The organism is Stutzerimonas stutzeri, assembly GCF_013522825.1.
GTDB lineage: Bacteria > Pseudomonadota > Gammaproteobacteria > Pseudomonadales > Pseudomonadaceae > Stutzerimonas > Stutzerimonas stutzeri_AK.
This window is the reverse complement of sequence record NZ_JAAMQZ010000027.1, coordinates 18,927-42,180: the sequence shown is the minus strand read 5'-3', so window position 1 is coordinate 42,180 and position 23,254 is coordinate 18,927. Positions and strand designations below refer to the sequence as shown.

Annotated in this window: 22 protein-coding genes and 2 tRNA genes; 21 read left to right on the top strand and 3 right to left on the bottom strand. The window is 61.1% G+C overall.

Going from position 1 to position 23,254, the window contains the following annotated elements:
• Positions 1-150 precede the first annotated feature (150 nt).
• Together G7020_RS16425 and G7020_RS16420 are read left to right on the top strand one after the other, a co-directional pair.
• Complete coding sequence (locus G7020_RS16425) at positions 151-585, top strand: type II toxin-antitoxin system RatA family toxin (RefSeq protein ID WP_181086260.1); 435 nt, start codon at positions 151-153, stop codon at positions 583-585.
• Positions 578-898 (top strand): RnfH family protein, encoded by a 321-nt coding sequence (locus G7020_RS16420; protein WP_181086259.1) that lies wholly within the window; start codon positions 578-580, stop codon positions 896-898. The genes G7020_RS16425 and G7020_RS16420 overlap by 8 nt, the downstream gene beginning before the upstream one ends.
• Before the next feature lie 62 nt (positions 899-960).
• Here the strand turns inward: G7020_RS16420 and G7020_RS16415 are convergent, their stop codons facing one another.
• Entirely contained in the window at positions 961-1,470 is a 510-nt protein-coding gene (locus G7020_RS16415) for an outer membrane protein assembly factor BamE (protein WP_181086258.1), read from the bottom strand.
• Positions 1,471-1,563: 93 nt separating this feature from the next.
• Between G7020_RS16415 and fur the strand changes: the two genes are divergently transcribed.
• Positions 1,564-1,971: a ferric iron uptake transcriptional regulator gene (gene fur, locus G7020_RS16410; RefSeq protein WP_181086257.1), complete on the top strand. Its 408-nt coding sequence runs from the start codon at positions 1,564-1,566 to the stop codon at positions 1,969-1,971.
• A 54-nt stretch (positions 1,972-2,025) separates the two neighbouring features.
• Here the strand turns inward: fur and recN are convergent, their stop codons facing one another.
• A complete protein-coding gene (recN, locus tag G7020_RS16405) occupies positions 2,026-3,699 on the bottom strand; it encodes a DNA repair protein RecN (RefSeq protein ID WP_181086256.1) in 1,674 nt (557 codons plus the stop codon).
• Between the two features lie 372 nt (positions 3,700-4,071).
• Between recN and grpE the strand changes: the two genes are divergently transcribed.
• The 8 genes from grpE (at position 4,072) to G7020_RS16365 (ending at position 14,344) form a co-directional block, all read left to right on the top strand.
• The gene (gene grpE / locus G7020_RS16400; protein ID WP_181086255.1) at positions 4,072-4,641 is read left to right on the top strand and encodes a nucleotide exchange factor GrpE; all 570 of its coding nucleotides are present in this window, start codon (positions 4,072-4,074) and stop codon (positions 4,639-4,641) included.
• Between the two features lie 100 nt (positions 4,642-4,741).
• The gene (dnaK, locus tag G7020_RS16395; protein WP_181086254.1) at positions 4,742-6,655 is read left to right on the top strand and encodes a molecular chaperone DnaK; all 1,914 of its coding nucleotides are present in this window, start codon (positions 4,742-4,744) and stop codon (positions 6,653-6,655) included.
• Between the two features lie 170 nt (positions 6,656-6,825).
• Complete coding sequence (gene dnaJ / locus G7020_RS16390; protein WP_181086253.1) at positions 6,826-7,953, top strand: molecular chaperone DnaJ; 1,128 nt, start codon at positions 6,826-6,828, stop codon at positions 7,951-7,953.
• 88 nt (positions 7,954-8,041) lie between these two features.
• Entirely contained in the window at positions 8,042-8,848 is an 807-nt protein-coding gene (gene dapB, locus G7020_RS16385) for a 4-hydroxy-tetrahydrodipicolinate reductase (RefSeq protein WP_181086252.1), read from the top strand.
• Between the two features lie 191 nt (positions 8,849-9,039).
• Positions 9,040-10,188: a glutamine-hydrolyzing carbamoyl-phosphate synthase small subunit gene (gene carA / locus G7020_RS16380; RefSeq protein WP_181086251.1), complete on the top strand. Its 1,149-nt coding sequence runs from the start codon at positions 9,040-9,042 to the stop codon at positions 10,186-10,188.
• Positions 10,189-10,219: 31 nt separating this feature from the next.
• The gene (gene carB / locus G7020_RS16375) at positions 10,220-13,441 is read left to right on the top strand and encodes a carbamoyl-phosphate synthase large subunit (protein ID WP_181086250.1); all 3,222 of its coding nucleotides are present in this window, start codon (positions 10,220-10,222) and stop codon (positions 13,439-13,441) included.
• Positions 13,438-13,914 (top strand): transcription elongation factor GreA, encoded by a 477-nt coding sequence (gene greA, locus G7020_RS16370; protein WP_181086249.1) that lies wholly within the window; start codon positions 13,438-13,440, stop codon positions 13,912-13,914. Before carB ends, greA begins: the two co-directional genes overlap by 4 nt.
• 10 nt (positions 13,915-13,924) lie before the next feature.
• Entirely contained in the window at positions 13,925-14,344 is a 420-nt protein-coding gene (locus G7020_RS16365; protein WP_181086248.1) for a DUF4149 domain-containing protein, read from the top strand.
• 17 nt (positions 14,345-14,361) lie between these two features.
• Here G7020_RS16365 and G7020_RS16360 read toward each other — a convergent pair whose 3' ends face one another.
• Entirely contained in the window at positions 14,362-14,673 is a 312-nt protein-coding gene (locus G7020_RS16360) for a YhbY family RNA-binding protein (RefSeq protein WP_181086247.1), read from the bottom strand.
• 82 nt (positions 14,674-14,755) lie between these two features.
• Here G7020_RS16360 and rlmE point away from each other — a divergent pair, with 82 nt between their 5' ends.
• The 10 genes from rlmE to nusA all read left to right on the top strand — a co-directional run bounded on the left by rlmE (position 14,756) and on the right by nusA (position 23,246).
• Positions 14,756-15,394, top strand: coding sequence for a 23S rRNA (uridine(2552)-2'-O)-methyltransferase RlmE (gene rlmE / locus G7020_RS16355; protein WP_181086246.1), 639 nt, complete (start codon positions 14,756-14,758; stop codon positions 15,392-15,394).
• A 137-nt stretch (positions 15,395-15,531) separates the two neighbouring features.
• Positions 15,532-17,442 (top strand): ATP-dependent zinc metalloprotease FtsH, encoded by a 1,911-nt coding sequence (gene ftsH / locus G7020_RS16350; protein WP_181086245.1) that lies wholly within the window; start codon positions 15,532-15,534, stop codon positions 17,440-17,442.
• Between the two features lie 15 nt (positions 17,443-17,457).
• A complete protein-coding gene (folP, locus tag G7020_RS16345; RefSeq protein ID WP_181086244.1) occupies positions 17,458-18,309 on the top strand; it encodes a dihydropteroate synthase in 852 nt (283 codons plus the stop codon).
• A gap of 9 nt (positions 18,310-18,318) precedes the next feature.
• Positions 18,319-19,656: a phosphoglucosamine mutase gene (gene glmM / locus G7020_RS16340; protein WP_181086243.1), complete on the top strand. Its 1,338-nt coding sequence runs from the start codon at positions 18,319-18,321 to the stop codon at positions 19,654-19,656.
• A gap of 66 nt (positions 19,657-19,722) precedes the next feature.
• Positions 19,723-20,478 (top strand): triose-phosphate isomerase, encoded by a 756-nt coding sequence (tpiA, locus tag G7020_RS16335; protein WP_181086242.1) that lies wholly within the window; start codon positions 19,723-19,725, stop codon positions 20,476-20,478.
• A 4-nt stretch (positions 20,479-20,482) separates the two neighbouring features.
• Complete coding sequence (secG, locus tag G7020_RS16330; protein ID WP_181086241.1) at positions 20,483-20,866, top strand: preprotein translocase subunit SecG; 384 nt, start codon at positions 20,483-20,485, stop codon at positions 20,864-20,866.
• An 11-nt stretch (positions 20,867-20,877) separates the two neighbouring features.
• Positions 20,878-20,963, top strand: a tRNA-Leu gene (locus G7020_RS16325).
• A 90-nt stretch (positions 20,964-21,053) separates the two neighbouring features.
• Positions 21,054-21,130 (top strand) — tRNA-Met (locus G7020_RS16320).
• 127 nt (positions 21,131-21,257) lie between these two features.
• Positions 21,258-21,716: a ribosome maturation factor RimP gene (gene rimP / locus G7020_RS16315; protein WP_181086240.1), complete on the top strand. Its 459-nt coding sequence runs from the start codon at positions 21,258-21,260 to the stop codon at positions 21,714-21,716.
• Positions 21,717-21,764: 48 nt separating this feature from the next.
• Complete coding sequence (gene nusA, locus G7020_RS16310; protein WP_181086239.1) at positions 21,765-23,246, top strand: transcription termination factor NusA; 1,482 nt, start codon at positions 21,765-21,767, stop codon at positions 23,244-23,246.
• Positions 23,247-23,254: the final 8 nt, after the last annotated feature.

Below are 23,254 nucleotides of genomic sequence, written 5' to 3'. Positions count from 1 at the left end.
TATCCCCGACAATGTGCCATCTTTTGATTCACTCGTGCCGGTTGAGCTGTGTGCGGATAGCTGTACGGGTGCTCCGATTCCTGCCATCGACGCCAGTGGCGTCTGTGGGTTGTGGCGGTCTTTGGCTGTCGACTGAAGTAGAAGGTCTGCATGACGACACATATTCAACGCTCGGCCTTGCTGCCGTACCCGGCGCACGCGCTGTTCGAGATGGTCAACGACGTGGCCAGCTACCCCCAGTTCCTGCCCTGGTGTTCCGCGACCGAAGTACTGTCCACCAGCGAGACGCAGATGCAGGCCAGCATGACCGTGGCGAAGGCTGGGCTGAGCCAACGCTTTCTGACGCGCAATGAGCTGCAGCCGGGCAAGCGTATCGAGATGAAGCTGGAAGAAGGCCCCTTCAGTCATCTGCACGGCATCTGGGAGTTCAAGGCGCTGGGAGAAAAGGCCTGCAAGATCAGCCTGGACCTGACCTTCGATTACGCCGGGCCGCTGGTCAAGGCCACCCTCGGACCGCTGTTCAACCAGGCGGCCAACACCCTGGTCGATGCCTTTTGTGACCGCGCGAAGCAGCTCTATGGATAAGGCCGTCATTGCGATCGAGGTCGTCTACGCGCTGGCTGACAAGCAGAAACTATTGAGCCTGACCGTGCCTGCCGGAACGAGCGTGCGTCAGGCGGTGTTGCTTTCGGGAATGGATGGCTTCTTTCCGGGACTGGATCTGGCAACTGCCCCGCTGGGGATTTTCGGCAGGGCAGTGCCCAAGCCGGATGAGCGCGTGCTGGAAGAGGGCGAGCGGGTCGAGATCTACCGCCCGCTGATTGCCGACCCCAAGGAAGTGCGCAAGCAACGCGCTGCCAAGGCTGCGAAGAGCAAGGCCGAGGCTGGCGAGGCGTAGGTCGGATTGGCCGAAGGCGTGATCCGGCGTTCCGCAGGCGGTAATCCGACGTTTTACTGAAATCAGTTTGTATCGATAGGTGTCGGCGACGGCACAGGCACTGGCTCTGCGGCATCGACTTCGCGCTGGATCTGTTCGAGCAGGGAGCCGGGCTCGATGGCCTCGTCTTGCGCTTCGGTGCGCTGCGGGATCTGCCCTGCAGGCTGGCCGGTACCGAGGATCGCCTCATCGCGACTGACGCCGGGTTTGAAGTCGCCGGCAAGACCTGCCAGCTGGTCATTGGCGTTGAAGACCAGGCTCATGCGCTCCTGCTGGCGCTGGCTGCCGCCCGGCTGGATGCTGTACAGGTAATCCCAGCGGCTGGCATGGAAGGTGTCGGTAATCAGGGGGTTGCCCATGATAAACCGCACTTGAGACCGGGTCATTCCAGGGCGCAACTGGTCTATCATGTCCTGTGTAACGACATTGCCCTGTTGAATGTCCACCTTGTAAACCCCGGGGAATGAACAACCGGCGAGTGCGAACAGGCCCACGAGCGTGAGGCTGGACAGCATGAGCTTGGTGTTTTGCATCGGTAGATGACTTCCACTATCTTGGCTGGGCAAAGCCCGGATCATACCCGTATTGAAGGAGGCTGCGAAACAGCAGCAGTGAGAAAGCCAACCATGGTTGAAAATAGCGAACTACGCAAAGCTGGCCTCAAGGTGACCCTGCCACGGGTCAAGATCCTGCAGATGCTGGATACCGCCGATCAGCGCCATATGAGCGCCGAGGATGTCTACAAGGCGCTGATGGAGGCGGGCGAAGATGTCGGCCTGGCCACTGTTTATCGTGTGCTCACGCAATTCGAGGCGGCAGGGCTGGTTGTCCGCCACAACTTCGATGGCGGTCATGCGGTATTCGAACTCGCCGACGGCGGTCACCACGATCATATGGTCTGCGTCGATAGTGGCGAGGTCATCGAATTTTTCGACCATGAGATCGAAATGTTGCAGAAAGAGATCGTCACACGCCATGGCTACGAGCTGGTAGACCACAATCTGGTGCTCTACGTACGCAAGAAGCCCGAATAGTCGCGGGAATACCAGAAAGGCGACCTGCGGGTCGCCTTTCTGGTGCACGCTCGGTCATGCCTGGGCTGAATCGATCATCTGACGCGCATGCGCCAGCGCCTGTTCGGTCAGGTCGACACCGCCGAGCATTCGTGCGATCTCTTCGATGCGTTCGTCCTCCTGCAGCGTCGCGACCGCCGTATGGGTTTCATCCTGCCCGCGTGCCTTGTGCACGAACAGGTGATTATGCCCCTGTGCGGCCACCTGGGGCAGGTGGGTGACGGTCAATACCTGCCCCTGTTCGCCAATGCGCCGCAGTAGCTGGCCAACCACTTCGGCGGTCGGGCCACCGATGCCCACGTCGACTTCGTCGAATACCAGGGTCGGTACGCGCGAGGTCTGTGCGGTAATCACCTGAATCGCGAGGCTGATGCGCGACAGCTCGCCGCCGGAGGCGACCTTCGCCAGGGGGCGCAGTGGCTGGCCCGGGTTGGCGCTGACCAGAAACTCCACCTGTTCCAGGCCGAAGGGCATGTAGTCGCCTTCGGCGGCGGGCTTGAGCTGCACGCTGAATCTTCCGCCCGGCATGCCCAGGCGCTGGATTTCGCTTTCGACCGAGGCGGCGAGTGTCTCGGCTGCATTTCGGCGAATCCTGCTCAGTTCGGACGCTTTTTCCTCATAGTGACGACCGTAGGCGGCCAATTCTTCGCCCAGGCGTACAAGGGCCTCGTCATCGGCGTTGAGGCTTTCAAGCTCCTCAAGCAGGCGCTGCTGCAGCAGCGGCAGTTCGGCAGGCTGTATGCGGTGTTTGCGGGCCAGGGTGTAGATGGCGTCCAGTCGTTCTTCCAGCGTTTGCTGGCGCTCGGGGTCGGCATCGAAGTGATCGACGAAGCGATTCAACTCGCCCATGGCTTCCTCGACCTGAATCTGTGCGCTGGCCAGCAGGTTCACCGCTTCGGCCAGTGCGCCGGGCTGATTCTGGAAAGCGGAAAGCCGCTGCAGGCTGCCGGTCAGTGCCGACAGTACGTTGCCAGCATCGCTCTCGCTGCACATGTCCATGACCTGGCGGCAGGCGCCGAGCAGCTGTTCGGCGTTGGCTAGGTTGCGGTGTTCGTGCTCCAGTTGTTCCTGTTCGTTCTCGCCGAGTGCCAGATTCTCCAGTTCTTCCAGCTGGTAGCTGAGCAACTGGTGACGTGCGCGCTGTTCGTCGCTGCTGTTGCTCAGTCGCTCCAGTGTCTGTCGGGTCTGGCGCCAGCGCTGCGCGGCCAGCTGCACCTGGCGTACCAGCTCCTGACTGCCGCTGTACTCGTCGAGCAGGCGCCGATGGGTATCGGTCTTGAGCAGGGACTGGTGTTCGTGCTGGTTGTGGATATCGATCAGCAGCTCACCCAGCGCCTTGAGATCGCCCTGGGGACAGGGCGTGCCGTTGATGTAGCCGCGTGAGCGACCCTCGGCCGTAATGACGCGGCGCAGAATGCACGGCCCGTCGTTGTCCAGGTCGCGCTCGGCGAGCCAGGCGCGGGCATCGGGAATGTCGTCCAGGTCGAAGCTGGCGAGAATATCGGCCTTGTCCGCGCCGATGCGCACCGCGCTGCTGTCGGCGCGATCCCCCAGGGCGAGCCCGAGGGCGTCGAGCATGATTGATTTGCCGGCGCCGGTTTCGCCGCTGATCACGCTCATGCCGCGCTGCAGTTCGAGATCGAGGTGTTCGACGATGGCGAAATTGTGAACGGACAGATGAACCAGCATGTCAGGGCTCCGAAAGCTGTGGCTGGCTATTTATACAGTAGTTTTTCGGGCGGCTACAAGTGGGAAAAAAACAGCGGCAAGCTGCAAGCCGCAAGCTTCAAGTAAAAGCGGCCTGAAGCCGGAAGCCTGAGGCTGGAAGAGGAAAGCTTGACGGGCTCTGAGCGCCGGCCCGCACACTGATTCGCTGCAGCTGTAGGTCGGGTCACGCTTCATCGACCCGACGAGCGGAGCCTCGGTGGATGTAAAAAGCGACATCCACCCTACGCTTGCTTGCAGCTGCTGTCCCGCCCCTTGAACCACGATTTCGCGCCCCCATATAGCCGCACAAGCGCGGACCCGACAGTCCGCTGAAGACTTGATGAGGAGGACCGCATGGCCGACGAGCAGAACCTGGACAACCAGACCCTTGAAGAAAATGAAGACCTGCACGCCGAGGCGAGTGAGGATCTGGCTGGGCGCGTAGCCTCTCTGGAAGAACAGCTGGCCGCTGCGCAGGATCAGTCCTTGAGGGTTGCTGCCGAGCTGCAGAACATCCGTCGCCGTGCCGAACAGGATGTCGAGAAGGCGCACAAGTTCGCCCTGGAAAAGTTCGCCGGTGACCTGCTGGCGGTGGCTGATAGCCTGGAGCGTGGCCTTGAGTTGTCTAGCCCTGACGATGAAGCCGTCAAGGCTGTACGCGAAGGACTCGAGCTGACGCTCAAGCTTCTGCTCGATACGTTGGCGCGCCATCAACTGACACAGCTCGATCCCCAGGGTGAGCCCTTCAATCCCGAGCATCATCAGGCCATGGCGATGGAGGAAAGCACCCACGCCGAGCCGGGCAGCGTGCTCAAGGTGTTCCAGAAGGGTTACCTGCTCAACGGTCGTCTGCTGCGCCCCGCGATGGTGGTGGTCAGCAAGGCGCCTGCGCAGACTCCGCCTTCGATCGACGAGAAGGCTTGAATTCTCACGGCTGACCCCCATCTGGTAGCCAAGCGTTTTTGTGTTACCCGCAGCCGGTAAACAGGCGCGGATTTCATCCAAGATTTTCGGAGATAGACAAATGGGCAAAATTATCGGTATCGACCTGGGGACTACCAACTCCTGCGTCTCCATTCTGGAAAACGGCAAGGCCAAGGTCATCGAGAACGCCGAAGGCGGTCGCACCACGCCGTCGATCATTGCGTACGCCAATGATGGCGAAATTCTGGTTGGCCAGTCGGCCAAGCGTCAGGCAGTGACCAACCCCCATAACACCCTCTACGCGGTGAAGCGACTGATCGGTCGTCGTTTCGAAGAAGAGGTCGTGCAGAAAGACATCCAGATGGTCCCCTACAAGATCGTCAAGGCCGACAACGCCGATGCCTGGGTGGAAGTGAACGGCCAGAAGATGGCGCCGCCGCAGATTTCCGCGGAAATCCTCAAGAAGATGAAGAAGACCGCCGAAGACTACCTCGGCGAGCCGGTCACCGAAGCGGTCATCACCGTGCCGGCCTACTTCAACGACAGCCAGCGCCAGGCCACCAAGGATGCCGGTCGCATTGCAGGGCTCGACGTCAAGCGCATCATCAACGAGCCGACCGCGGCTGCGCTGGCCTATGGCATGGACAAGGCCAAGGGCGACCACACCGTCATCGTCTATGACCTGGGTGGCGGCACCTTCGACGTCTCGGTCATCGAGATTGCCGAAGTCGACGGCGAGCACCAGTTCGAAGTATTGGCCACCAATGGCGATACCTTCCTGGGTGGTGAGGACTTCGATATCCGCCTGATCGACTACCTCGTCGACGAATTCAAGAAAGAAACCGGCATGAACCTCAAGGGCGACCCGCTGGCCATGCAGCGCCTGAAGGAAGCCGCCGAGAAGGCCAAGATCGAGCTCTCGTCCAGCCAGCAGACCGACGTCAACCTGCCGTACATCACCGCCGATGCCACCGGTCCCAAGCACCTGAACGTGAAGATCTCCCGCGCCAAACTGGAAGCGCTGGTGGAAGACCTGGTGCAGCGTACTCTCGAACCGTGCCGCATCGCCCTGAAGGACGCCGGTATCGACACCGGCAAGATCGATGATGTGATCCTGGTCGGTGGTCAGACCCGCATGCCGTTGGTGCAGCAGAAGGTCGCCGAGTTCTTCGGCAAGGAAGCACGCAAGGACGTCAACCCGGATGAAGCCGTGGCCATGGGTGCTGCGATCCAGGGCGCGGTACTGGCCGGTGACGTCAAGGACGTGCTGCTGCTGGACGTGTCGCCGCTGACCCTGGGTATCGAAACCATGGGCGGCGTGATGACCGCGCTGATCGAGAAGAACACCACCATCCCGACCAAGAAGTCCCAGGTGTTCTCCACCGCCGACGACAACCAGAGCGCTGTGACCATTCATGTGCTGCAGGGTGAGCGCAAGCAGGCCAGCGGCAACAAGTCGCTGGGTCGTTTCGACCTGGCCGAGATTCCGCCAGCACCGCGTGGCATGCCGCAGATCGAAGTCACCTTCGATATCGATGCCAACGGCATCCTGCATGTCTCGGCAAAAGACAAGGCCACCGGCAAGCATCAGTCCATCGTGATCAAGGCCAACTCCGGTCTGTCCGAGGAGGAGATCGAACAGATGGTGCGCGACGCCGAGGCCAACGCCGAGGAAGACCGCAAGTTCGAAGAGCTGGCCGGCGCCCGTAACCAGGGCGACCAGCTGGTCCATGCCACGCGCAAGATGCTGACCGAGGCAGGCGACAAGGCCAGCGAGGACGACAAGACCGCTATCGAAAAGGCCATTGGCGAGCTGGAAGTAGCCATCAAGGGCGACGACAAGGCCGAGATCGAAGCCAAGATCGCGGCAGTATCCCAGGCGTCCACGCCGTTGGCGCAGAAGATGTATGCCGAACAGCCCCAGGGTGGTGAAGGCCAGCCGGCGGATGACGGCGCGCAGCCGGGCGATGACGTGGTCGATGCGGAGTTCGAAGAGGTCAAGGACAACAAGTAATCCGCCACTTGTGACCCACATGGAAGGGCGCGCAGCCTGTCGCTGTCAGTGCGGGCTGCCTTTCCTTCCGGTCTGCCGCGACGCGTTCGCGACAGGCGTGACCGCTGCGCGGGGGCTTGCTCCCGCGTCGGCGTGTCTGGAGGGTACGAATTTGAAGGTTCAGGAAATTTATGGCCAAACGTGATTATTACGAAGTGCTGGGCGTCGAGCGTGGCGCCAGCGAGGCGGAGCTGAAAAAGGCTTACCGCCGCCTCGCCATGAAGCATCATCCCGATCGCAACCCGGATGACAAGGCGGCTGAGGAAGCCTTCAAGGAGGCCAACGAGGCTTACGAAGTGCTCTCCGATGCCAGCAAGCGGCAGGCGTACGACCAGTATGGCCACGCCGGCGTCGACCCGCAGATGGGGGCTGGCGCGGGCGCGGCGTATGGCAACGCTAATTTCTCCGATATCTTCGGCGACGTGTTCAGCGATTTCTTTACCGGCGCGCGCGGTAGCTCACGCGGTGGCGCTCAGCGCGGCAGCGATCTGCGTTACACGCTGGAGCTGGATCTGGAAGAGGCCGTGCGTGGTACGACGGTGACCATTCGCGTGCCGACGCTTGCCGAATGCAAGACCTGCGATGGCTCGGGCGCGAAGAAAGGCACCAGCCCCGTTACCTGTACCACCTGCGGTGGCATCGGCCAGGTACGTATGCAGCAGGGCTTCTTTTCGGTGCAGCAAACCTGCCCGCGCTGCCATGGCAGCGGCAAGATGATTTCCGATCCCTGTGGCAGCTGCCATGGCCAGGGTCGTGTGGAAGAGCAGAAGACGCTTTCGGTCAAGGTGCCGGCAGGCGTCGACACCGGCGACCGCATTCGCCTGACCGGCGAAGGCGAGGCCGGAACCCAGGGTGGTCCGGCGGGCGACCTGTACGTGGTGGTCAACGTGCGTGAGCACGCGATCTTCCAGCGCGACGGCAAGCATCTGTATTGCGAAGTGCCGATCAGCTTCGCCGACGCGGCGCTGGGTGGCGAGCTGGAAGTGCCGACCCTGGATGGACGGGTCAAGCTGAAGATTCCCGAGGGCACCCAGACCGGCAAGCAGTTCCGTCTGCGCGGCAAGGGTGTGGCGCCGGTGCGCGGTGGTGCGGCAGGCGACCTGCTGTGCCGGGTGGCGGTGGAGACGCCGGTCAACCTGAGCAAGCGCCAGCGCGAGATGCTTGAAGAGTTTCGCGGCACCCTGCAGGGCGACACCTCCCATTCACCCAAGGCCAGCGGTTGGTTCGAGGGTGTGAAGCGCTTTTTCGGTGATGTTTGAAAGAAGCTTTAAGCTGCAAGCTTCAAGCCGCAAGAGGGTGTTGCGCTTGGCTTGCAGCTTGAGGCTTGCAGCTTGGAGCTGATTTTATATGCAACGTATTGCAGTGATGGGCGCCGCGGGGCGCATGGGCAAGATTCTGATCGAAGCGGTGCAGCAGACCGCTGGCACCGCCGGGCTGACCGCCGCAGTGGATCGCCCGGACAGTACGCTGGTCGGTGCCGATGCTGGCGAACTGGCCGGCATCGGTCGTCTCGGTGTGCCGCTGTCCGGCGATCTCGCCAGGGCCGTGGATGAGTTCGATGTGCTGATCGATTTCACTCATCCCTCCGTGACGCTGAAGAATCTGGATGTCTGTCGTCGCGCAGGCAAGGCAATGGTGATCGGCACCACCGGTTTTTCGGTTGAAGAGAAAGAGCGTCTCGCCACCGCAGCGAAGGACATCCCCATCGTTTTCGCGGCCAATTACAGTGTCGGCGTCAATCTCTGCCTGAAGCTGCTGGATACAGCCGCCAGGGTGCTGGGCGACGAGGTGGATATCGAGATCATCGAAGCGCACCACAGGCACAAGGTCGATGCGCCGTCCGGTACCGCCCTGCGCATGGGCGAGGTAGTTGCCGAAGCCCTGGGGCGCGATCTGCAGAAGGTTGCGGTCTATGGGCGTGAAGGCCAGACCGGTGCGCGTGAGCGCGACACCATCGGCTTCGCCACGGTGCGTGCCGGTGATGTGGTGGGTGACCACACCGTGCTGTTCGCCGCCGATGGCGAGCGGGTGGAAATTACGCACAAGGCTTCGAGTCGTATGACCTTCGCCAAGGGGGCGGTGCGCGCGGCGCTCTGGCTGGATGAGAAGCCAGCCGGGTTGTACGACATGCAGGATGTGCTGGGTTTGCGCTGAGTTCGCCGCTGCACTGCAATTCGGGTGGATTTCGGCTGGACCGCAAAAGGGGTTTTCTGTAAGCTTCCCGCTTTAGTGTGTCCACTAAAAGTTGCGCAGAATGACTCCAATAAAAAGCGGGATGACCTTCACACGTCATCCCGCTTTTTTACAATCTGCGCCTGCTCCAGCCTTGATCTTTGGGAGGTCTCTTGACTAAGCCAGCTCCTACGCCAGCCATTCTGGCCCTTGCCGATGGCAGCATCTTTCGCGGCGAATCCATCGGTGCCGACGGCCAGACAATCGGCGAGGTGGTGTTCAACACCGCCATGACCGGCTATCAGGAAATCCTTACCGACCCGTCCTATGCCAAGCAGATCGTCACGCTTACCTATCCGCACATCGGTAATACCGGCACCACGCCGGAAGATGCCGAGTCCTGGAAAGTCTGGGCGGCCGGTCTGGTCATCCGCGACCTGCCGCTGCTGGCCAGCAACTGGCGCAACAAGCAGCCGCTGGATGCCTATCTGAAGGAAAACGGCACCGTCGCCATCGCCGGTATCGATACCCGTCGCCTGACCCGCATTCTGCGTGAGAAGGGTGCGCAGAATGGTTGCATCCTGGCTGGAACTGATGCGACCGAAGAGAAGGCGCTGGAGCTGGCGCGCAGCTTCCCCGGCCTCAAGGGCATGGACCTGGCCAAGGAAGTCAGCGTCAAGGAACGCTACGAATGGCGTTCCAGCCTCTGGAGCCTGGAAACCGACAGCCATCCGGAGATTCCGGCCAGTGAGTTGCCGTACCACGTGGTCGCCTACGACTATGGCGTCAAGTACAACATCCTGCGCATGCTGGTCGCGCGTGGCTGCCGGGTTACCGTGCTGCCGGCGCAGACGCCGGCCAGCGAGGCGCTGGCGCTGAATCCGGACGGTATCTTCCTGGCCAATGGCCCGGGTGATCCCGAGCCGTGCGATTACGCGATCCGGGCGATCCAGGAAGTGCTGGAGACCGATATCCCCGTCTTCGGCATCTGCCTCGGTCATCAGCTGCTGGCGCTGGCGTCCGGTGCGACCACGGTGAAGATGTCCAGCGGCCATCACGGCGCCAACCATCCGGTGCAGGATCTGGAAACCGGCGTAGTGATGATCACCAGCCAGAACCACGGCTTCTGCGCCGATGAGACGACTCTGCCGGCCAATCTGCGTGCCACTCATAAGTCGCTGTTCGATGGCACCCTGCAGGGTATCGAACGTACCGACAAGACGGCCTTTGGTTTCCAGGGGCACCCGGAAGCGAGCCCTGGTCCTTGCGACGTCGCGCCGCTGTTCGACCGCTTCATCTCCGCCATGGCGGCCCGTCGCTGATCGCTGAAATCAGGAATTCGAGAGTTACTCCATGCCAAAACGTACAGATATCAAAAGCATCCTGATCCTCGGCGCCGGCCCCATCGTCATCGGCCAGGCCTGCGAGTTCGACTACTCCGGCGCCCAGGCCTGCAAGGCCCTGCGTGAGGAAGGCTTCCGTGTCATCTTGGTGAACTCCAACCCGGCCACCATCATGACCGACCCGGCCATGGCCGACGCCACCTACATCGAACCGATCAAATGGGCCACCGTGGCCAAGATCATCGAGAAAGAGCGTCCTGACGCGCTGCTGCCGACCATGGGCGGCCAGACCGCGCTGAACTGCGCGCTGGACCTGGAAAAGCACGGCGTTCTGGAGAAATTCGGCGTCGAGATGATCGGCGCCAATGCCGATACCATCGACAAGGCCGAGGACCGCTCGCGCTTCGACAAGGCGATGAAGGATATCGGCCTGGCCTGCCCGGTTTCGGGCATCGCCCACAGCATGGAGGAAGCCTACGGCGTGCTCGACAAGGTCGGCTTCCCCTGCATCATCCGGCCTTCCTTCACCATGGGCGGCACCGGTGGCGGCATCGCCTACAACCGTGAAGAGTTCGAGGAAATCTGCACCCGCGGTCTGGACCTGTCGCCGACCAAGGAGCTGCTGATCGACGAATCGCTGATCGGCTGGAAGGAATACGAGATGGAAGTGGTCCGCGACAAGAAGGACAACTGCATCATCGTCTGCTCCATCGAGAACTTCGACCCGATGGGCGTGCACACCGGCGACTCCATCACCGTCGCCCCGGCGCAGACCCTGACTGACAAGGAATACCAGATCATGCGCAACGCCTCGCTGGCGGTGCTGCGTGAGATCGGTGTGGAAACCGGCGGCTCCAACGTGCAGTTCGGCATTCATCCGGACACCGGGCGCATGGTGGTCATCGAGATGAACCCGCGCGTATCGCGCTCCTCCGCGCTGGCTTCCAAGGCCACCGGTTTCCCGATTGCCAAGATCGCCGCCAAACTGGCCGTGGGCTACACCCTCGACGAGCTGTCGAATGACATCACCGGCGGTCGTACCCCGGCATCCTTCGAGCCGGCCATCGACTATGTGGTCACCAAGATCCCGCGTTTCGCCTTCGAGAAATTCCCCAAGGCCGACGCGCGCCTGACCACCCAGATGAAGTCGGTCGGTGAGGTGATGGCTATCGGTCGGACCTTCCAGGAGTCGATGCAGAAGGCGCTGCGCGGCCTGGAAGTCGGTGTCACCGGTTTCGATCCCAAGCTGAACCTGGAGTCCGCCGAGGCTGAAAGCACGTTGACCCGCGAGCTGACCGTGCCCGGTGCTGACCGCATCTGGTATGTGGCCGATGCCTTCCGTGCCGGCAAGAGCATCGAGGATATCTTTGCCCTGACCAAGATCGATCCCTGGTTCCTGGTGCAGATCGAAGATCTGGTCAAGGAAGAAGAGCAGGTCAAGACTCTGGGTCTGTCCAGCATCGATCGCGATCTGATGTTCCGGCTCAAGCGCAAGGGTTTCTCCGATGCGCGCCTGGCCAAGCTGCTCGGCGTCACCGAGAAGAACCTGCGCAGCCATCGCCACAAACTCAAGGTGCTGCCGGTCTACAAGCGCGTCGACACCTGTGCCGCCGAGTTCGCCACCGACACCGCCTACATGTATTCGACCTACGAGGAAGAGTGCGAGGCCAATGCGTCGAGCCGCGACAAGATCATGATCCTCGGTGGCGGGCCGAACCGTATCGGCCAGGGTATTGAGTTCGACTACTGCTGCGTACACGCGGCGCTGGCGATGCGTGAAGACGGTTACGAGACCATCATGGTCAACTGCAACCCGGAAACCGTCTCCACCGACTACGACACCTCCGATCGTCTCTACTTCGAGCCGGTGACTCTGGAAGACGTGCTGGAAATCGTCCGCGTCGAACAGCCCAAGGGCGTCATCGTGCAGTACGGTGGCCAGACCCCGCTGAAGATCTGCCGCGCCCTGGAAGAGGCCGGCGTGCCGATCATCGGCACCAGCCCGGACGCTATCGACCGCGCCGAAGACCGCGAACGCTTCCAGCAGATGGTCCAGCGCCTGAACCTGCGCCAGCCGCAGAACGCCACCGCGCGCAGCGAGGAAGAAGCCATCGCCGCGTCCAAGGCCATCGGCTATCCGCTGGTGGTGCGTCCGTCCTACGTATTGGGCGGTCGGGCGATGGAAATCGTCTATGAGGAAGACGAGCTCAAGCGCTACATGCGCGAAGCCGTGAAGGTGTCAAACGACAGTCCGGTGCTGCTCGACCACTTCCTCAACTGCGCCATTGAGGTGGACGTGGATGCGGTGTGCGACGGCGAGATCGTGGTGATCGGAGCGATCATGCAACACATCGAGCAGGCCGGCGTTCACTCTGGTGACTCCGCCTGTTCGCTGCCGGCCTATTCGCTGCCTGCGCACATTCAGGACGAGATTCGCGAGCAGGTGCGCAAGATGGCCCTGGAGCTCGACGTGATCGGCCTGATGAACGTGCAGATGGCCGTGCAGGGCGAGGATATCTACGTGCTGGAGGTGAATCCGCGTGCATCGCGCACCGTGCCGTTCGTCTCCAAGTGCATCGGCGAGTCGCTGGCCAAGGTCGCGGCGCGCGTCATGGCGGGCAAGACACTGACCGAAATCGGCTTCACCCAGGAAATCATTCCGCCGTTCTTCAGCGTCAAGGAAGCGGTGTTCCCCTTCGCCAAGTTCCCCGGTGTCGACACCATCCTCGGCCCGGAAATGAAATCCACCGGCGAAGTGATGGGCGTCGGCGACAGCTTCGCCGAAGCCTTCGCCAAGGCTCAGCTGGGCGCCAGTGAAATCTTGCCGACCTCCGGTTGCGCCTTCATCAGCGTGCGCGAGGACGACAAGCCCTACGTCGAGCAGGTTGCCCGCGATCTGGTCGATCTCGGCTTCGAGGTCGTTGCCACCGCCGGTACCGCGCGTATCATCGAGGCGGCTGGCTTGCCGGTACGCCGTGTGAACAAGGTGACCGAAGGTCGTCCGCATGTGGTCGACATGATCAAGAACGACGAAGTCACCCTGATCATCAATACCACCGAGGGGCGCCAGTCCATCGCGGACTCCTACTCCATTCGTCGCAACGCTCTGCAGCACAAGATCTGCATCACCACCACCATTGCCGGTGGCCAGGCGATCTGTGAGGCGCTCAAGTTCGGTCCCGAGAAGACCGTGCGCCGTCTGCAGGATCTCCATGCAGGAATCGAGACATGACCAAATACCCAATGACCGTTCAGGGCGCACGCGCCCTGGAAGAAGAGCATCAGCACCTGACCAAGGTGCTGCGTCCCAAGCTGAGCCATGACATCGGCGTGGCGCGTGAGCTCGGTGATCTCAAGGAGAACGCCGAATACCACGCCGCCCGTGAACAGCAGGGCATGGTCGAGGCGCGGATTCGCGATATCGAAGGCCGTCTGCAGAACGCGCAGATCATCGATGTCACGGCAATTCCACACACCGGCAAGGTGATCTTCGGTACGACGGTCGAGATCGCCAATGTCGAGACCGACGAACGCGTCACCTACCAGATCGTGGGTGAGGACGAAGCGGAGATCAAACTGGGCAAGATTTCGGTGAGTTCACCCATTGCGCGCGCACTGATCGGAAAGCTGGAAGGCGATGTCGCCGTGGTCAAGACACCCAGCGGGCTGGTCGAGTTCGAGATCGTCGAGGTTCGTCATCTCTGAGTCGCAGCCCATGCGCGCAGGTGTCATCAGCTGGCAGCTGGCCCAGACATTCTGGGTCGGTGGCCTCTGGCTGTTGCAGTTCGTGATGTTGCCGGCGCTGGACAAGATCGGCCTGGCACCGTTGCTGGTGGCAGAAATCGCCGGCACCCTGAGGCCGCTGCTGGTGGGTTTCGCTGCTTTCTGTGCCGTGCTGCAGGCCGTCGTGCTGATGCAGGCGGCAGGGTTTCGCAGTCTATGGCGGGATGTGCGCGGGCAGTTGCTGTTGACGGTTTTGCTGCTGGCCGCCAGCTTTTTCGCCGCTGGGACGCCATGGCTCGAATCGGCTCGCTGGTCGCTGTTCAGCTATCTGATCATCGGACTGTGCGGGTTGATGCTGGTATTGCAGGAGCCGCCGCGCGCGACGGGCTCCGCTGAGTTTCCCCCAGCCTGATGCTCAGGCTGGTCGGGTCAGGCCTGATAGCGGTGCACGTTGGACAGTTGCTTGTTGACCTTGGGGTTCTTGCGATAAACCAGCGCCATCTTGCCGATGGATTGCACCAGTTCGCAGCGTCCGATCTGGCATAGTTCGTCGATCAGAGCGCGGCGATCATCGCGTTCGGTGATGCGTAGCTGTACCTTGATCAGCTCATGATCGCTCAGTGCGCGCTCCAGTTCGGCCTGCACACCTTCGGTCAGGCCGTTTTCGGATACGATCAGTACCGGCTTCAGATGATGGCCGATGGATTTGTAGTGTTTCTTCTGCTCGTTGGTGAGCGGCATAATTCGACCCTTGCGTCAGAACCCTGAAAAACGTCCGCTAGTGTAACCGAGAGGTTCCGGGCCGCACAGATGAGGTAACAGCTTGGCACGCTCCAAGACCAGCTCGCGCTGGCTGAAAGAACATTTCGACGATCCCTACGTGAAGATGGCGCAGCGCGACGGCTATCGCTCGCGCGCCAGCTACAAGCTGCTGGAGATCCAGGAGAAGGACCGCATTCTGCGTCCCGGCATGACCGTGATCGATCTGGGCGCGGCGCCGGGCGGCTGGTCGCAGGTGACCAGCCGTCTGATCGGGGACAAGGGGCGGCTGATTGCCTCCGACATCCTGCCTATGGACAGCATTGCCGATGTCACCTTTATCCAGGGTGATTTCACCGAAGACGAAGTATTCGCGCAGATTCTTGATGCGGTAGGTGATAAGCAGGTCGACCTTGTAGTTTCCGATATGGCCCCCAATATGAGTGGGGTGAAGGTGGCCGATCAGGCCCGTGCGATGTTTCTCTGCGAGCTGGCGCTTGATCTGGCCATGCGCGTACTGCGTCCGGGGGGAGATTTCCTGATCAAGATCTTTCAGGGCGATGGCTTCGATGCCTATCTGAAGGACATACGGCAGAATTTCGACAAGGTGCAGATGCGCAAGCCGTTGTCGTCCAGGGACCGTTCTCGTGAGCAGTACCTGCTGGCGCGAGGTTTTCGCGGCGATCCGGCGCAGACGGACTAATATGTTTCATATGGGGTTACAGAGCGACCTGCGTGTTTGGGCGGGTTGTGTAGTAAGTTAGCCAGAGCAGCCAACAGGCGCCGTCAAGCGGGCCAACGACAGCGGGTCTGTTCCAGAGGGTAATGAATTTGAATGACATGGCAAAAAACCTGATTCTGTGGTTGATCATCGCCGCCGTCCTGGTGACCGTGATGAACAACTTTTCCAGCCCGACCGAGCCGCAGACGCTCAACTATTCGCAATTCCTTGAACAGGTCAGGGAAGGTCGTGTCGAGCGCGTAACCGTCGACGGCTACGTGATCATCGGCAAGCGCAGCGATGGCGAAAGCTTCAAGACGATCCGCCCGGCAATCCAGGACAATGGCCTGATCGGTGACCTGATCAACAACAATGTCCTGATCGAAGGCAAGCAGCCCGAGCAGCAGAGCATCTGGACCCAGTTGCTGGTGGCCAGCTTCCCGATCCTGGTGATCATCGCGGTGTTCATGTTCTTCATGCGCCAGATGCAGGGTGGCGCAGGTGGCAAGGGCGGGCCGATGAGTTTCGGCAAGTCCAAGGCGCGCCTGTTGTCCGAAGATCAGGTCAAGACCACTTTTGCCGATGTCGCTGGCTGCGACGAAGCAAAGGAAGAGGTGACCGAGCTGGTCGAATTCCTGCGTGACCCTGGCAAGTTCCAGCGTCTCGGCGGTCGGATTCCGCGCGGTGTGCTGATGGTCGGTTCGCCGGGGACCGGCAAGACGCTGCTGGCCAAGGCGGTGGCGGGCGAGGCCAAGGTGCCGTTCTTCACCATCTCCGGTTCGGACTTCGTCGAGATGTTCGTCGGGGTCGGCGCCAGCCGTGTGCGTGACATGTTCGAGCAGGCCAAGAAGCACGCTCCCTGCATCATCTTCATCGACGAGATCGATGCCGTCGGTCGCCATCGTGGCGCCGGTCTGGGTGGCGGTCACGACGAGCGCGAGCAGACCCTCAACCAGTTGCTGGTGGAGATGGATGGTTTCGAAATGAACGATGGCATCATCGTCATCGCCGCCACCAACCGTCCCGATGTGCTTGACCCGGCACTGCTGCGTCCGGGGCGCTTCGATCGCCAGGTCGTGGTTGGCCTGCCGGATATCCGCGGTCGTGAGCAGATTCTCAATGTACACATGCGCAAGGTGCCGCTGGGTGACAGCGTGGAGCCGGCGCTGATTGCGCGCGGTACGCCGGGCTTCTCCGGTGCCGATCTGGCCAACCTGGTCAACGAGGCTTCCCTTTTTGCGGCGCGTGCCGGCAAGCGCGTGGTGGAGATGAAGGAGTTCGAGCTGGCCAAGGACAAGATCATGATGGGCGCCGAGCGCAAATCCATGGTCATGTCCGAAAAGGAGCGGCTGAATACCGCCTATCACGAAGCGGGCCACGCCATCGTCGGTCGTCTCGTGCCCGAGCATGATCCGGTCTACAAGGTTTCCATCATTCCGCGTGGCAGGGCGCTGGGTGTGACCATGTTCCTTCCCGAGGAAGACCGTTACAGCCTGTCCAAGCGTGCCCTGATCAGCCAGATCTGCTCGCTGTTCGGTGGCCGTATCGCCGAAGAGATGACCCTGGGCTTTGATGGTGTCACCACCGGCGCTTCCAACGACATCATGCGTGCGACCCAGCTGGCGCGGAACATGGTGACCAAGTGGGGTCTGTCCGAGAAGCTCGGTCCGTTGATGTATGCCGAGGAAGAGGGCGAAGTGTTTCTCGGTCGCAGTGCGGGCAGTCAGCACACCAACGTCTCCGGTGACACCGCCAAGCTGATCGACCTTGAAGTGCGCAGCATCATCGATCAGTGCTACGACACGGCGAAGCAGATCCTGGCCGATAATCGCGACAAGCTCGACCTCATGGCCGAGACTTTGATGAAGTACGAAACCATCGATGCCGAGCAGATTGACGACATCATGGCCGGTCGTACTCCACGTGAACCGCGTGACTGGCAGGGCGGCTCCGGCTCGGCAGGCACGCCCGTACAGCCGGAAGGTGATCTTCCGCAGACGCCCATCGGCGGTCCGGCGGGCGAACACTGAGCCAAGGCTTCAACGATGACTGAAACGATGCACCCGACCCGACTGCCTTGCGGCAGTCGGGTTCTTGATTTGTCACGCCCGCATGTCATGGGCATTCTCAACGTGACTCCCGACTCGTTTTCTGACGGTGGCAGGCATGCCGGCATCGATGCCGCGTTGCGCCATGCCGCCGCGATGGTGGCGGCGGGTGCGACGCTGGTGGATGTGGGCGGGGAGTCGACACGGCCAGGTGCGCGGGCGGTCTCGCCGACCGAAGAGCTGGAGCGTGTCGCGCCGGTGGTGGATGCCATCGCGCGCGAACTCGATGTGATCATTTCGGTGGATACCTCGACGCCATCGGTGATGCGCGAGTGCGCACGGCTGGGGGCCGGTCTGATCAATGATGTCCGTTCGCTCACGCGCGATGGGGCGCTGGATGCCGCTGCCGACAGCGGTCTACCCGTGTGCCTGATGCACATGCGTGGCGAGCCGGGTGACATGCAGGACGATCCGCGCTACGACAACGTGACCGAGGCCGTTTGCGGGTTTCTTGCCGAGCGCATGGCGGCGTGTGCCGCTGCGGGCATTCCCGGCGAACGGGTCGTGCTCGATCCGGGTTTCGGCTTTGCCAAGAATCTTTCGCACAATCTCAGTCTGTTCAAGCATATGGAGCGTCTGCACGAATTGGGGCGTCCGCTGCTGGTCGGTGTTTCACGCAAAAGCATGATCGGGCAGGCGCTGGGGCGGGAGGTCGCACAACGTCTGTACGGCAGCCTGGGGCTGGCGGCACTGGCTGTTACCAAGGGTGCTCGTATCGTGCGCGTGCACGATGTGGCTGAAACGGTTGATGTCGTCCGAATGGTCGCCGCAGTACAGGCTGCAGAATAGGAAATCAGCATGAGCAGAAAATATTTTGGGACCGATGGCATTCGCGGCCACGTAGGGCAGTTTCCGATTACCCCGGACTTCATGCTCAAGCTTGGCTGGGCGGCCGGGATGGCATTTCGCAAGCAGGGCAAATGCCGCATCCTGGTTGGCAAGGACACGCGCATTTCCGGCTATATGTTCGAGTCCGCGCTGCAGGCCGGCCTGTCCGCCGCGGGTGCCGATGTGGCGCTGCTCGGCCCGATGCCGACCCCCGCGGTGGCCTATCTGACCCGCACCTTCCACGCCGAGGCGGGGATTGTCATCAGTGCATCGCACAACCCGCATCATGACAATGGCATCAAGTTCTTTTCCGGGAGCGGTAGCAAGCTGCCCGACGAGGTCGAACTGATGATCGAGGAACTGCTCGATACGCCGATGACGGTGGTCGAGTCCGCTCAGTTGGGCAAGGCTTCGCGCATCAACGATGCGGCTGGGCGCTATATCGAGTTCTGCAAGAGCAGCGTACCGACCAGTACCGATTTCTCCGGCCTCAAGCTGGTGGTCGATTGCGCCCACGGCGCGACTTACAAGGTGGCGCCCAGCGTATTCCGCGAATTGGGTGCCGAGGTGGTGGTCATCGCCGCGCAGCCTGATGGCCTCAATATCAACGCCGATGTCGGTTCGACCCATGTCGGGCAGTTGCAGAAGGCCGTGGTCGAACATGGTGCCGATCTCGGTATCGCCTTCGACGGTGATGGCGACCGTGTGATGATGGTCGATCACACCGGGGCTCTGGTCGATGGTGACGAGCTGCTCTATGTGATCGCGACCGACCTGCAGGAGCGTGGTCGTCTCGAAGGCGGCGTTGTCGGCACCCTGATGAGCAACCTGGGGCTGGAGCTGGCGCTCAGGGAGCGTGAGATTCCCTTCGTTCGCGCCAATGTGGGTGACAGGTATGTGATGGCGGAAATGCTGGAGCGTAACTGGGTGCTGGGTGGCGAGAATTCGGGGCACATCGTCTGCTCGCAGCATGTGACCACGGGTGATGCGATCATTGCCGCACTGCAGGTTCTGCTTGCGCTCAGGCGGCGCGGGCAAAGCCTGGCGCAGGAGCGCCTGGCCTGGAAAAAATGTCCGCAGGTGCTGATCAATGTGCGCTTTGCCGGTGATCGTGATCCGATTGCCGATCCGCAGGTGCAAGCCGTCTGTGACAGCGTCACCGAACGCATGGCGGGACGTGGTCGCGTGCTATTGCGCAAGTCGGGAACCGAGCCGCTGGTGCGGGTGATGGTCGAAGGCGACGATGAAAGACAGGTGCGCAGCCATGCCGAAGAACTGGCGGCAGTGGTTAGCGAAGTTTGTGCGTGATTCTCGCTTGCCAGGTTGGTTTTCGTTGAGTACCATCTGCGCCCACTTTGATCGACGAGGTAAAGCATGCGTCGCCCCCTGGTAGCTGGTAACTGGAAGATGAACGGTACCCGCGCCAGCGTCGCAGAGCTGATCCAAGCGCTCCGCCAGCAGGAGTTTCCTGCAGCGGTCGAGGTCGTGGTTTTTCCATCCTGTGTCCATGTCGAGCAGGTCGTGAGCGGGTTGGCGGATGGTTCGATTGCCGTTGGCGCTCAGGACTGTGCGGCAGACGCCGGTTTCGGTGCCTTTACAGGTGAAGTGTCCGCTTCCCAGTTGGCCGATGCCGGATGCGGATGGGTATTGGTTGGTCACTCCGAGCGGCGCCTGATTCTGGGCGAAAGCGACGAGGTGACGAGCCAGAAGTTCGAAGCGGCATTGGCGTGCGGAATGACGCCGGTGCTGTGCCTTGGCGAAACGCTGGAGCAGCGTCAGGCAGGGCAGACGCTGGATGTGGTCGGGCGTCAATTGGCCTGTGTGCTGGCGACTGCCGGAATTGCCTCTTTCGAGAGGGCGGTTGTGGCGTATGAGCCGGTCTGGGCGATTGGTTCCGGATTGACGGCAACGCCGGAGCAGGCGCAGGAAATACATGCTGCCATTCGTGAGCAGCTGTCGCGTGAGGATAGGCGTATCGCCGATGGCGTGCGTATTCTGTATGGCGGCAGTGTAAAGGCGGAAAATGCCGCCGAGCTTTTTGGAATGGCGGATATCGATGGGGGGCTTATCGGTGGCGCCTCTCTGAAAGCGAATGATTTCGGTGCGATCTGTCGTGCCGCAGGGAACTGATCAGATGTTGCAGACTGTTGTGATCGTGGTGCATCTGCTGGTTGCCCTTGCTTTGGTTGTGCTGGTGCTGCTGCAGCAGGGCAAGGGTGCGGATGCTGGCGCTTCGTTCGGTTCGGGTGCTTCGGCAACCGTCTTCGGAAGCCAAGGTTCTACTACCTTTCTTAGTCGTTTTACTGCTATACTCGCCGGCGTTTTTTTCGTGACAAGTCTGGGGTTGGCGTACTTCGCAACGCAGCAGGCGGGTCAGCTGTCCCGGGCGGGCTTGCCGGATCCGGCGGTTCTGGAGATTCCAGTCAGCAAGCCGGCTGTTGAAGATGTGCCTGTTCTGGAGTCCGCTCCGTCCGCAGGCGCTACTGGCGATGTTCCTGAGGTAGGGGAAGGGCAGTAGCAAGGGTTTTTGCCGAGGTGGTGGAATTGGTAGACACGCTACCTTGAGGTGGTAGTGGCCATAGGCTGTAGGGGTTCGAGTCCCCTCCTCGGTACCAAACAAGCAGGCCCGCAGATGCGGGCTTTCTTGTTTCTGCGTTTTGGTTGACCTGTGAGTGGTGCGATCGTATAATTCGTGCCCAGTTTGTCGCGGGGTGGAGCAGTCTGGTAGCTCGTCGGGCTCATAACCCGAAGGTCGTTGGTTCAAATCCAGCCCCCGCAACCAGTTGATAAAGGCCCCTACAGAGGGGCTTTTTATTAGCTTCTAGCCAGGTCGCCGGCATCTACAGGCGATCAATAGGGATGGGCGTTTCGCCCATTTTTCATTTGTACAGCATGCGCGAGGGACTTCGATGTCGAGCAAGCTAGAACAGTTGCACGCCTTGCTGGCCCCGGTGGTCGAGGCGCTTGGCTATCAGTGCTGGGGGATCGAATTCCTTTCGCAGGGTAGACATTCCCTGTTGAGGGTCTATATCGATCATGCCAACGGGATTCTTATCGACGACTGCGAAAAGGTCAGTCGTCAACTCAGTGGTGTCCTCGACGTCGAAGATCCCATCAGCAGCGATTACACCCTTGAAGTGTCTTCGCCCGGGATGGATCGGCCACTGTTCACGCTTGAACAGTACGTCGCGAATGTGGGCGAACAGGTAAAAATAAAGCTGCGCTCGCCCTTCGAGGGCAGGCGCAATTTCCAGGGTCTTCTCCGCGGGGTGGAAGAGCAGGATGTGGTGGTGCTGGTTGATGATCACGAGTATCTGTTGCCGATCGACATGATCGACAAGACCAATATTGTTCCCCGTTTTGAGTGAAACGCGGTTCCCGCGGACCCCAATGGATTGCGAAAGGCGAGGCGTACGATGAGCAAAGAAGTACTGCTGGTTGTGGAGTCGGTATCCAATGAAAAAGGCGTACCGGCCGGTGTGATTTTCGAGGCGCTGGAGCTGGCTTTGGCCACGGCTACCAAGAAGCGCTTCGAAGATGAAGTTGACCTGCGTGTGGAAATCAATCGACAGAACGGCAGTTACGAAACGTTCCGTCGCTGGACGGTCGTCGAGGAAGAAGACTTCGACGATCCGGCGCATCAGTTGACGACCGATATGGAGCAGGCTCGCGAAGCCAACGCCAAGGTTGGCGACGTGCTCGAAGTCAAGGTCGAGTCCATCGAGTTCGGTCGTATCGCCGCCCAGACCGCCAAGCAGGTCATCGTGCAGAAAGTGCGCGAAGCCGAGCGTGCGCAGGTTGTCGAGGCCTATCGCGATCGCCTGGGCGAGATCATTTCCGGCACGGTGAAGAAGGTGACGCGCGACAGCGTCATCGTCGATCTGGGCAACAATGCCGAGGCGCTGCTGGCGCGCGAGGACATCATCGCCCGCGAAACCTTCCGCGTCGGCGCCCGTGTGCGTGCGTTGCTCAAGGAGATCCGCACCGAGAACCGCGGTCCGCAATTGATTCTTTCGCGTACCGCGCCGCAGATGCTGATCGAGCTGTTCCGCATCGAAGTGCCGGAAATCGCCGAGGAGCTGATCGAGGTGATGGGCGCCTCGCGTGACCCTGGTTCGCGGGCCAAGATCGCGGTTCGCTCCAAGGACAAGCGCATCGACCCGCAAGGTGCCTGCATCGGTATGCGCGGTTCGCGTGTGCAGGCGGTTTCGGGTGAAATCGGTGGCGAGCGCGTCGATATCGTCCTGTGGGACGAGAACCCGGCCCAGTTCGTCATCAATGCGATGGCGCCCGCAGAAGTCGCTGCCATCATCGTCGATGAAGATGCCCACGCCATGGACATCGCCGTCGGCGAAGACAATCTGGCCCAGGCCATCGGTCGCGGCGGCCAGAACGTGCGTCTGGCCAGCCAGCTGACCGGCTGGACGCTGAATGTGATGACCGAGGACGACATCCAGGCCAAGCAGCAGGAAGAAACCGGCGACATTCTGCGCAATTTCATTGAAGAGCTGGATGTCGATGAAGAGCTGGCGCAAGTACTGGTCGAGGAGGGTTTCACTTCCCTCGAAGAAGTTGCCTACGTCCCCATGGAGGAAATGCTCGGTATTGAAGGCTTCGACGAAGACATCGTCAATGAGCTACGGACCCGTGCCAAGGATCGCCTGCTGACCAAGGCGATCGCGACGGAAGAAAAACTGGCAGATGCTCAGCCGGCCGAGGACTTGCTCGCGCTGGAAGGCATGGACAAGGAACTGGCGGTCGAGTTGGCCGTGCGGGGTGTCATCACCCGTGAAGACCTGGCCGAGCAGTCGATTGACGACCTGCTCGACATAGACGGCATCGATGAAGAACGTGCCGGCAAGCTGATCATGGCCGCCCGAGCCCATTGGTTCGAGTAAGTAATTAG

Coding starts and splice junctions, on each gene's coding strand:
- G7020_RS16425 (WP_181086260.1), top strand. CDS start 151: ATGACGACACATATTCAACGCTCGGCCTTGCTGCCGTACCCGGCGCAC.
- G7020_RS16420 (WP_181086259.1), top strand. CDS start 578: ATGGATAAGGCCGTCATTGCGATCGAGGTCGTCTACGCGCTGGCTGAC.
- G7020_RS16415 (WP_181086258.1), bottom strand. CDS start 1,470: ATGCAAAACACCAAGCTCATGCTGTCCAGCCTCACGCTCGTGGGCCTG.
- fur (WP_181086257.1), top strand. CDS start 1,564: ATGGTTGAAAATAGCGAACTACGCAAAGCTGGCCTCAAGGTGACCCTG.
- recN (WP_181086256.1), bottom strand. CDS start 3,699: ATGCTGGTTCATCTGTCCGTTCACAATTTCGCCATCGTCGAACACCTC.
- grpE (WP_181086255.1), top strand. CDS start 4,072: ATGGCCGACGAGCAGAACCTGGACAACCAGACCCTTGAAGAAAATGAA.
- dnaK (WP_181086254.1), top strand. CDS start 4,742: ATGGGCAAAATTATCGGTATCGACCTGGGGACTACCAACTCCTGCGTC.
- dnaJ (WP_181086253.1), top strand. CDS start 6,826: ATGGCCAAACGTGATTATTACGAAGTGCTGGGCGTCGAGCGTGGCGCC.
- dapB (WP_181086252.1), top strand. CDS start 8,042: ATGCAACGTATTGCAGTGATGGGCGCCGCGGGGCGCATGGGCAAGATT.
- carB (WP_181086250.1), top strand. CDS start 10,220: ATGCCAAAACGTACAGATATCAAAAGCATCCTGATCCTCGGCGCCGGC.
- greA (WP_181086249.1), top strand. CDS start 13,438: ATGACCAAATACCCAATGACCGTTCAGGGCGCACGCGCCCTGGAAGAA.
- G7020_RS16365 (WP_181086248.1), top strand. CDS start 13,925: ATGCGCGCAGGTGTCATCAGCTGGCAGCTGGCCCAGACATTCTGGGTC.
- G7020_RS16360 (WP_181086247.1), bottom strand. CDS start 14,673: ATGCCGCTCACCAACGAGCAGAAGAAACACTACAAATCCATCGGCCAT.
- ftsH (WP_181086245.1), top strand. CDS start 15,532: ATGGCAAAAAACCTGATTCTGTGGTTGATCATCGCCGCCGTCCTGGTG.
- folP (WP_181086244.1), top strand. CDS start 17,458: ATGACTGAAACGATGCACCCGACCCGACTGCCTTGCGGCAGTCGGGTT.
- glmM (WP_181086243.1), top strand. CDS start 18,319: ATGAGCAGAAAATATTTTGGGACCGATGGCATTCGCGGCCACGTAGGG.
- tpiA (WP_181086242.1), top strand. CDS start 19,723: ATGCGTCGCCCCCTGGTAGCTGGTAACTGGAAGATGAACGGTACCCGC.
- secG (WP_181086241.1), top strand. CDS start 20,483: ATGTTGCAGACTGTTGTGATCGTGGTGCATCTGCTGGTTGCCCTTGCT.
- rimP (WP_181086240.1), top strand. CDS start 21,258: ATGTCGAGCAAGCTAGAACAGTTGCACGCCTTGCTGGCCCCGGTGGTC.
- nusA (WP_181086239.1), top strand. CDS start 21,765: ATGAGCAAAGAAGTACTGCTGGTTGTGGAGTCGGTATCCAATGAAAAA.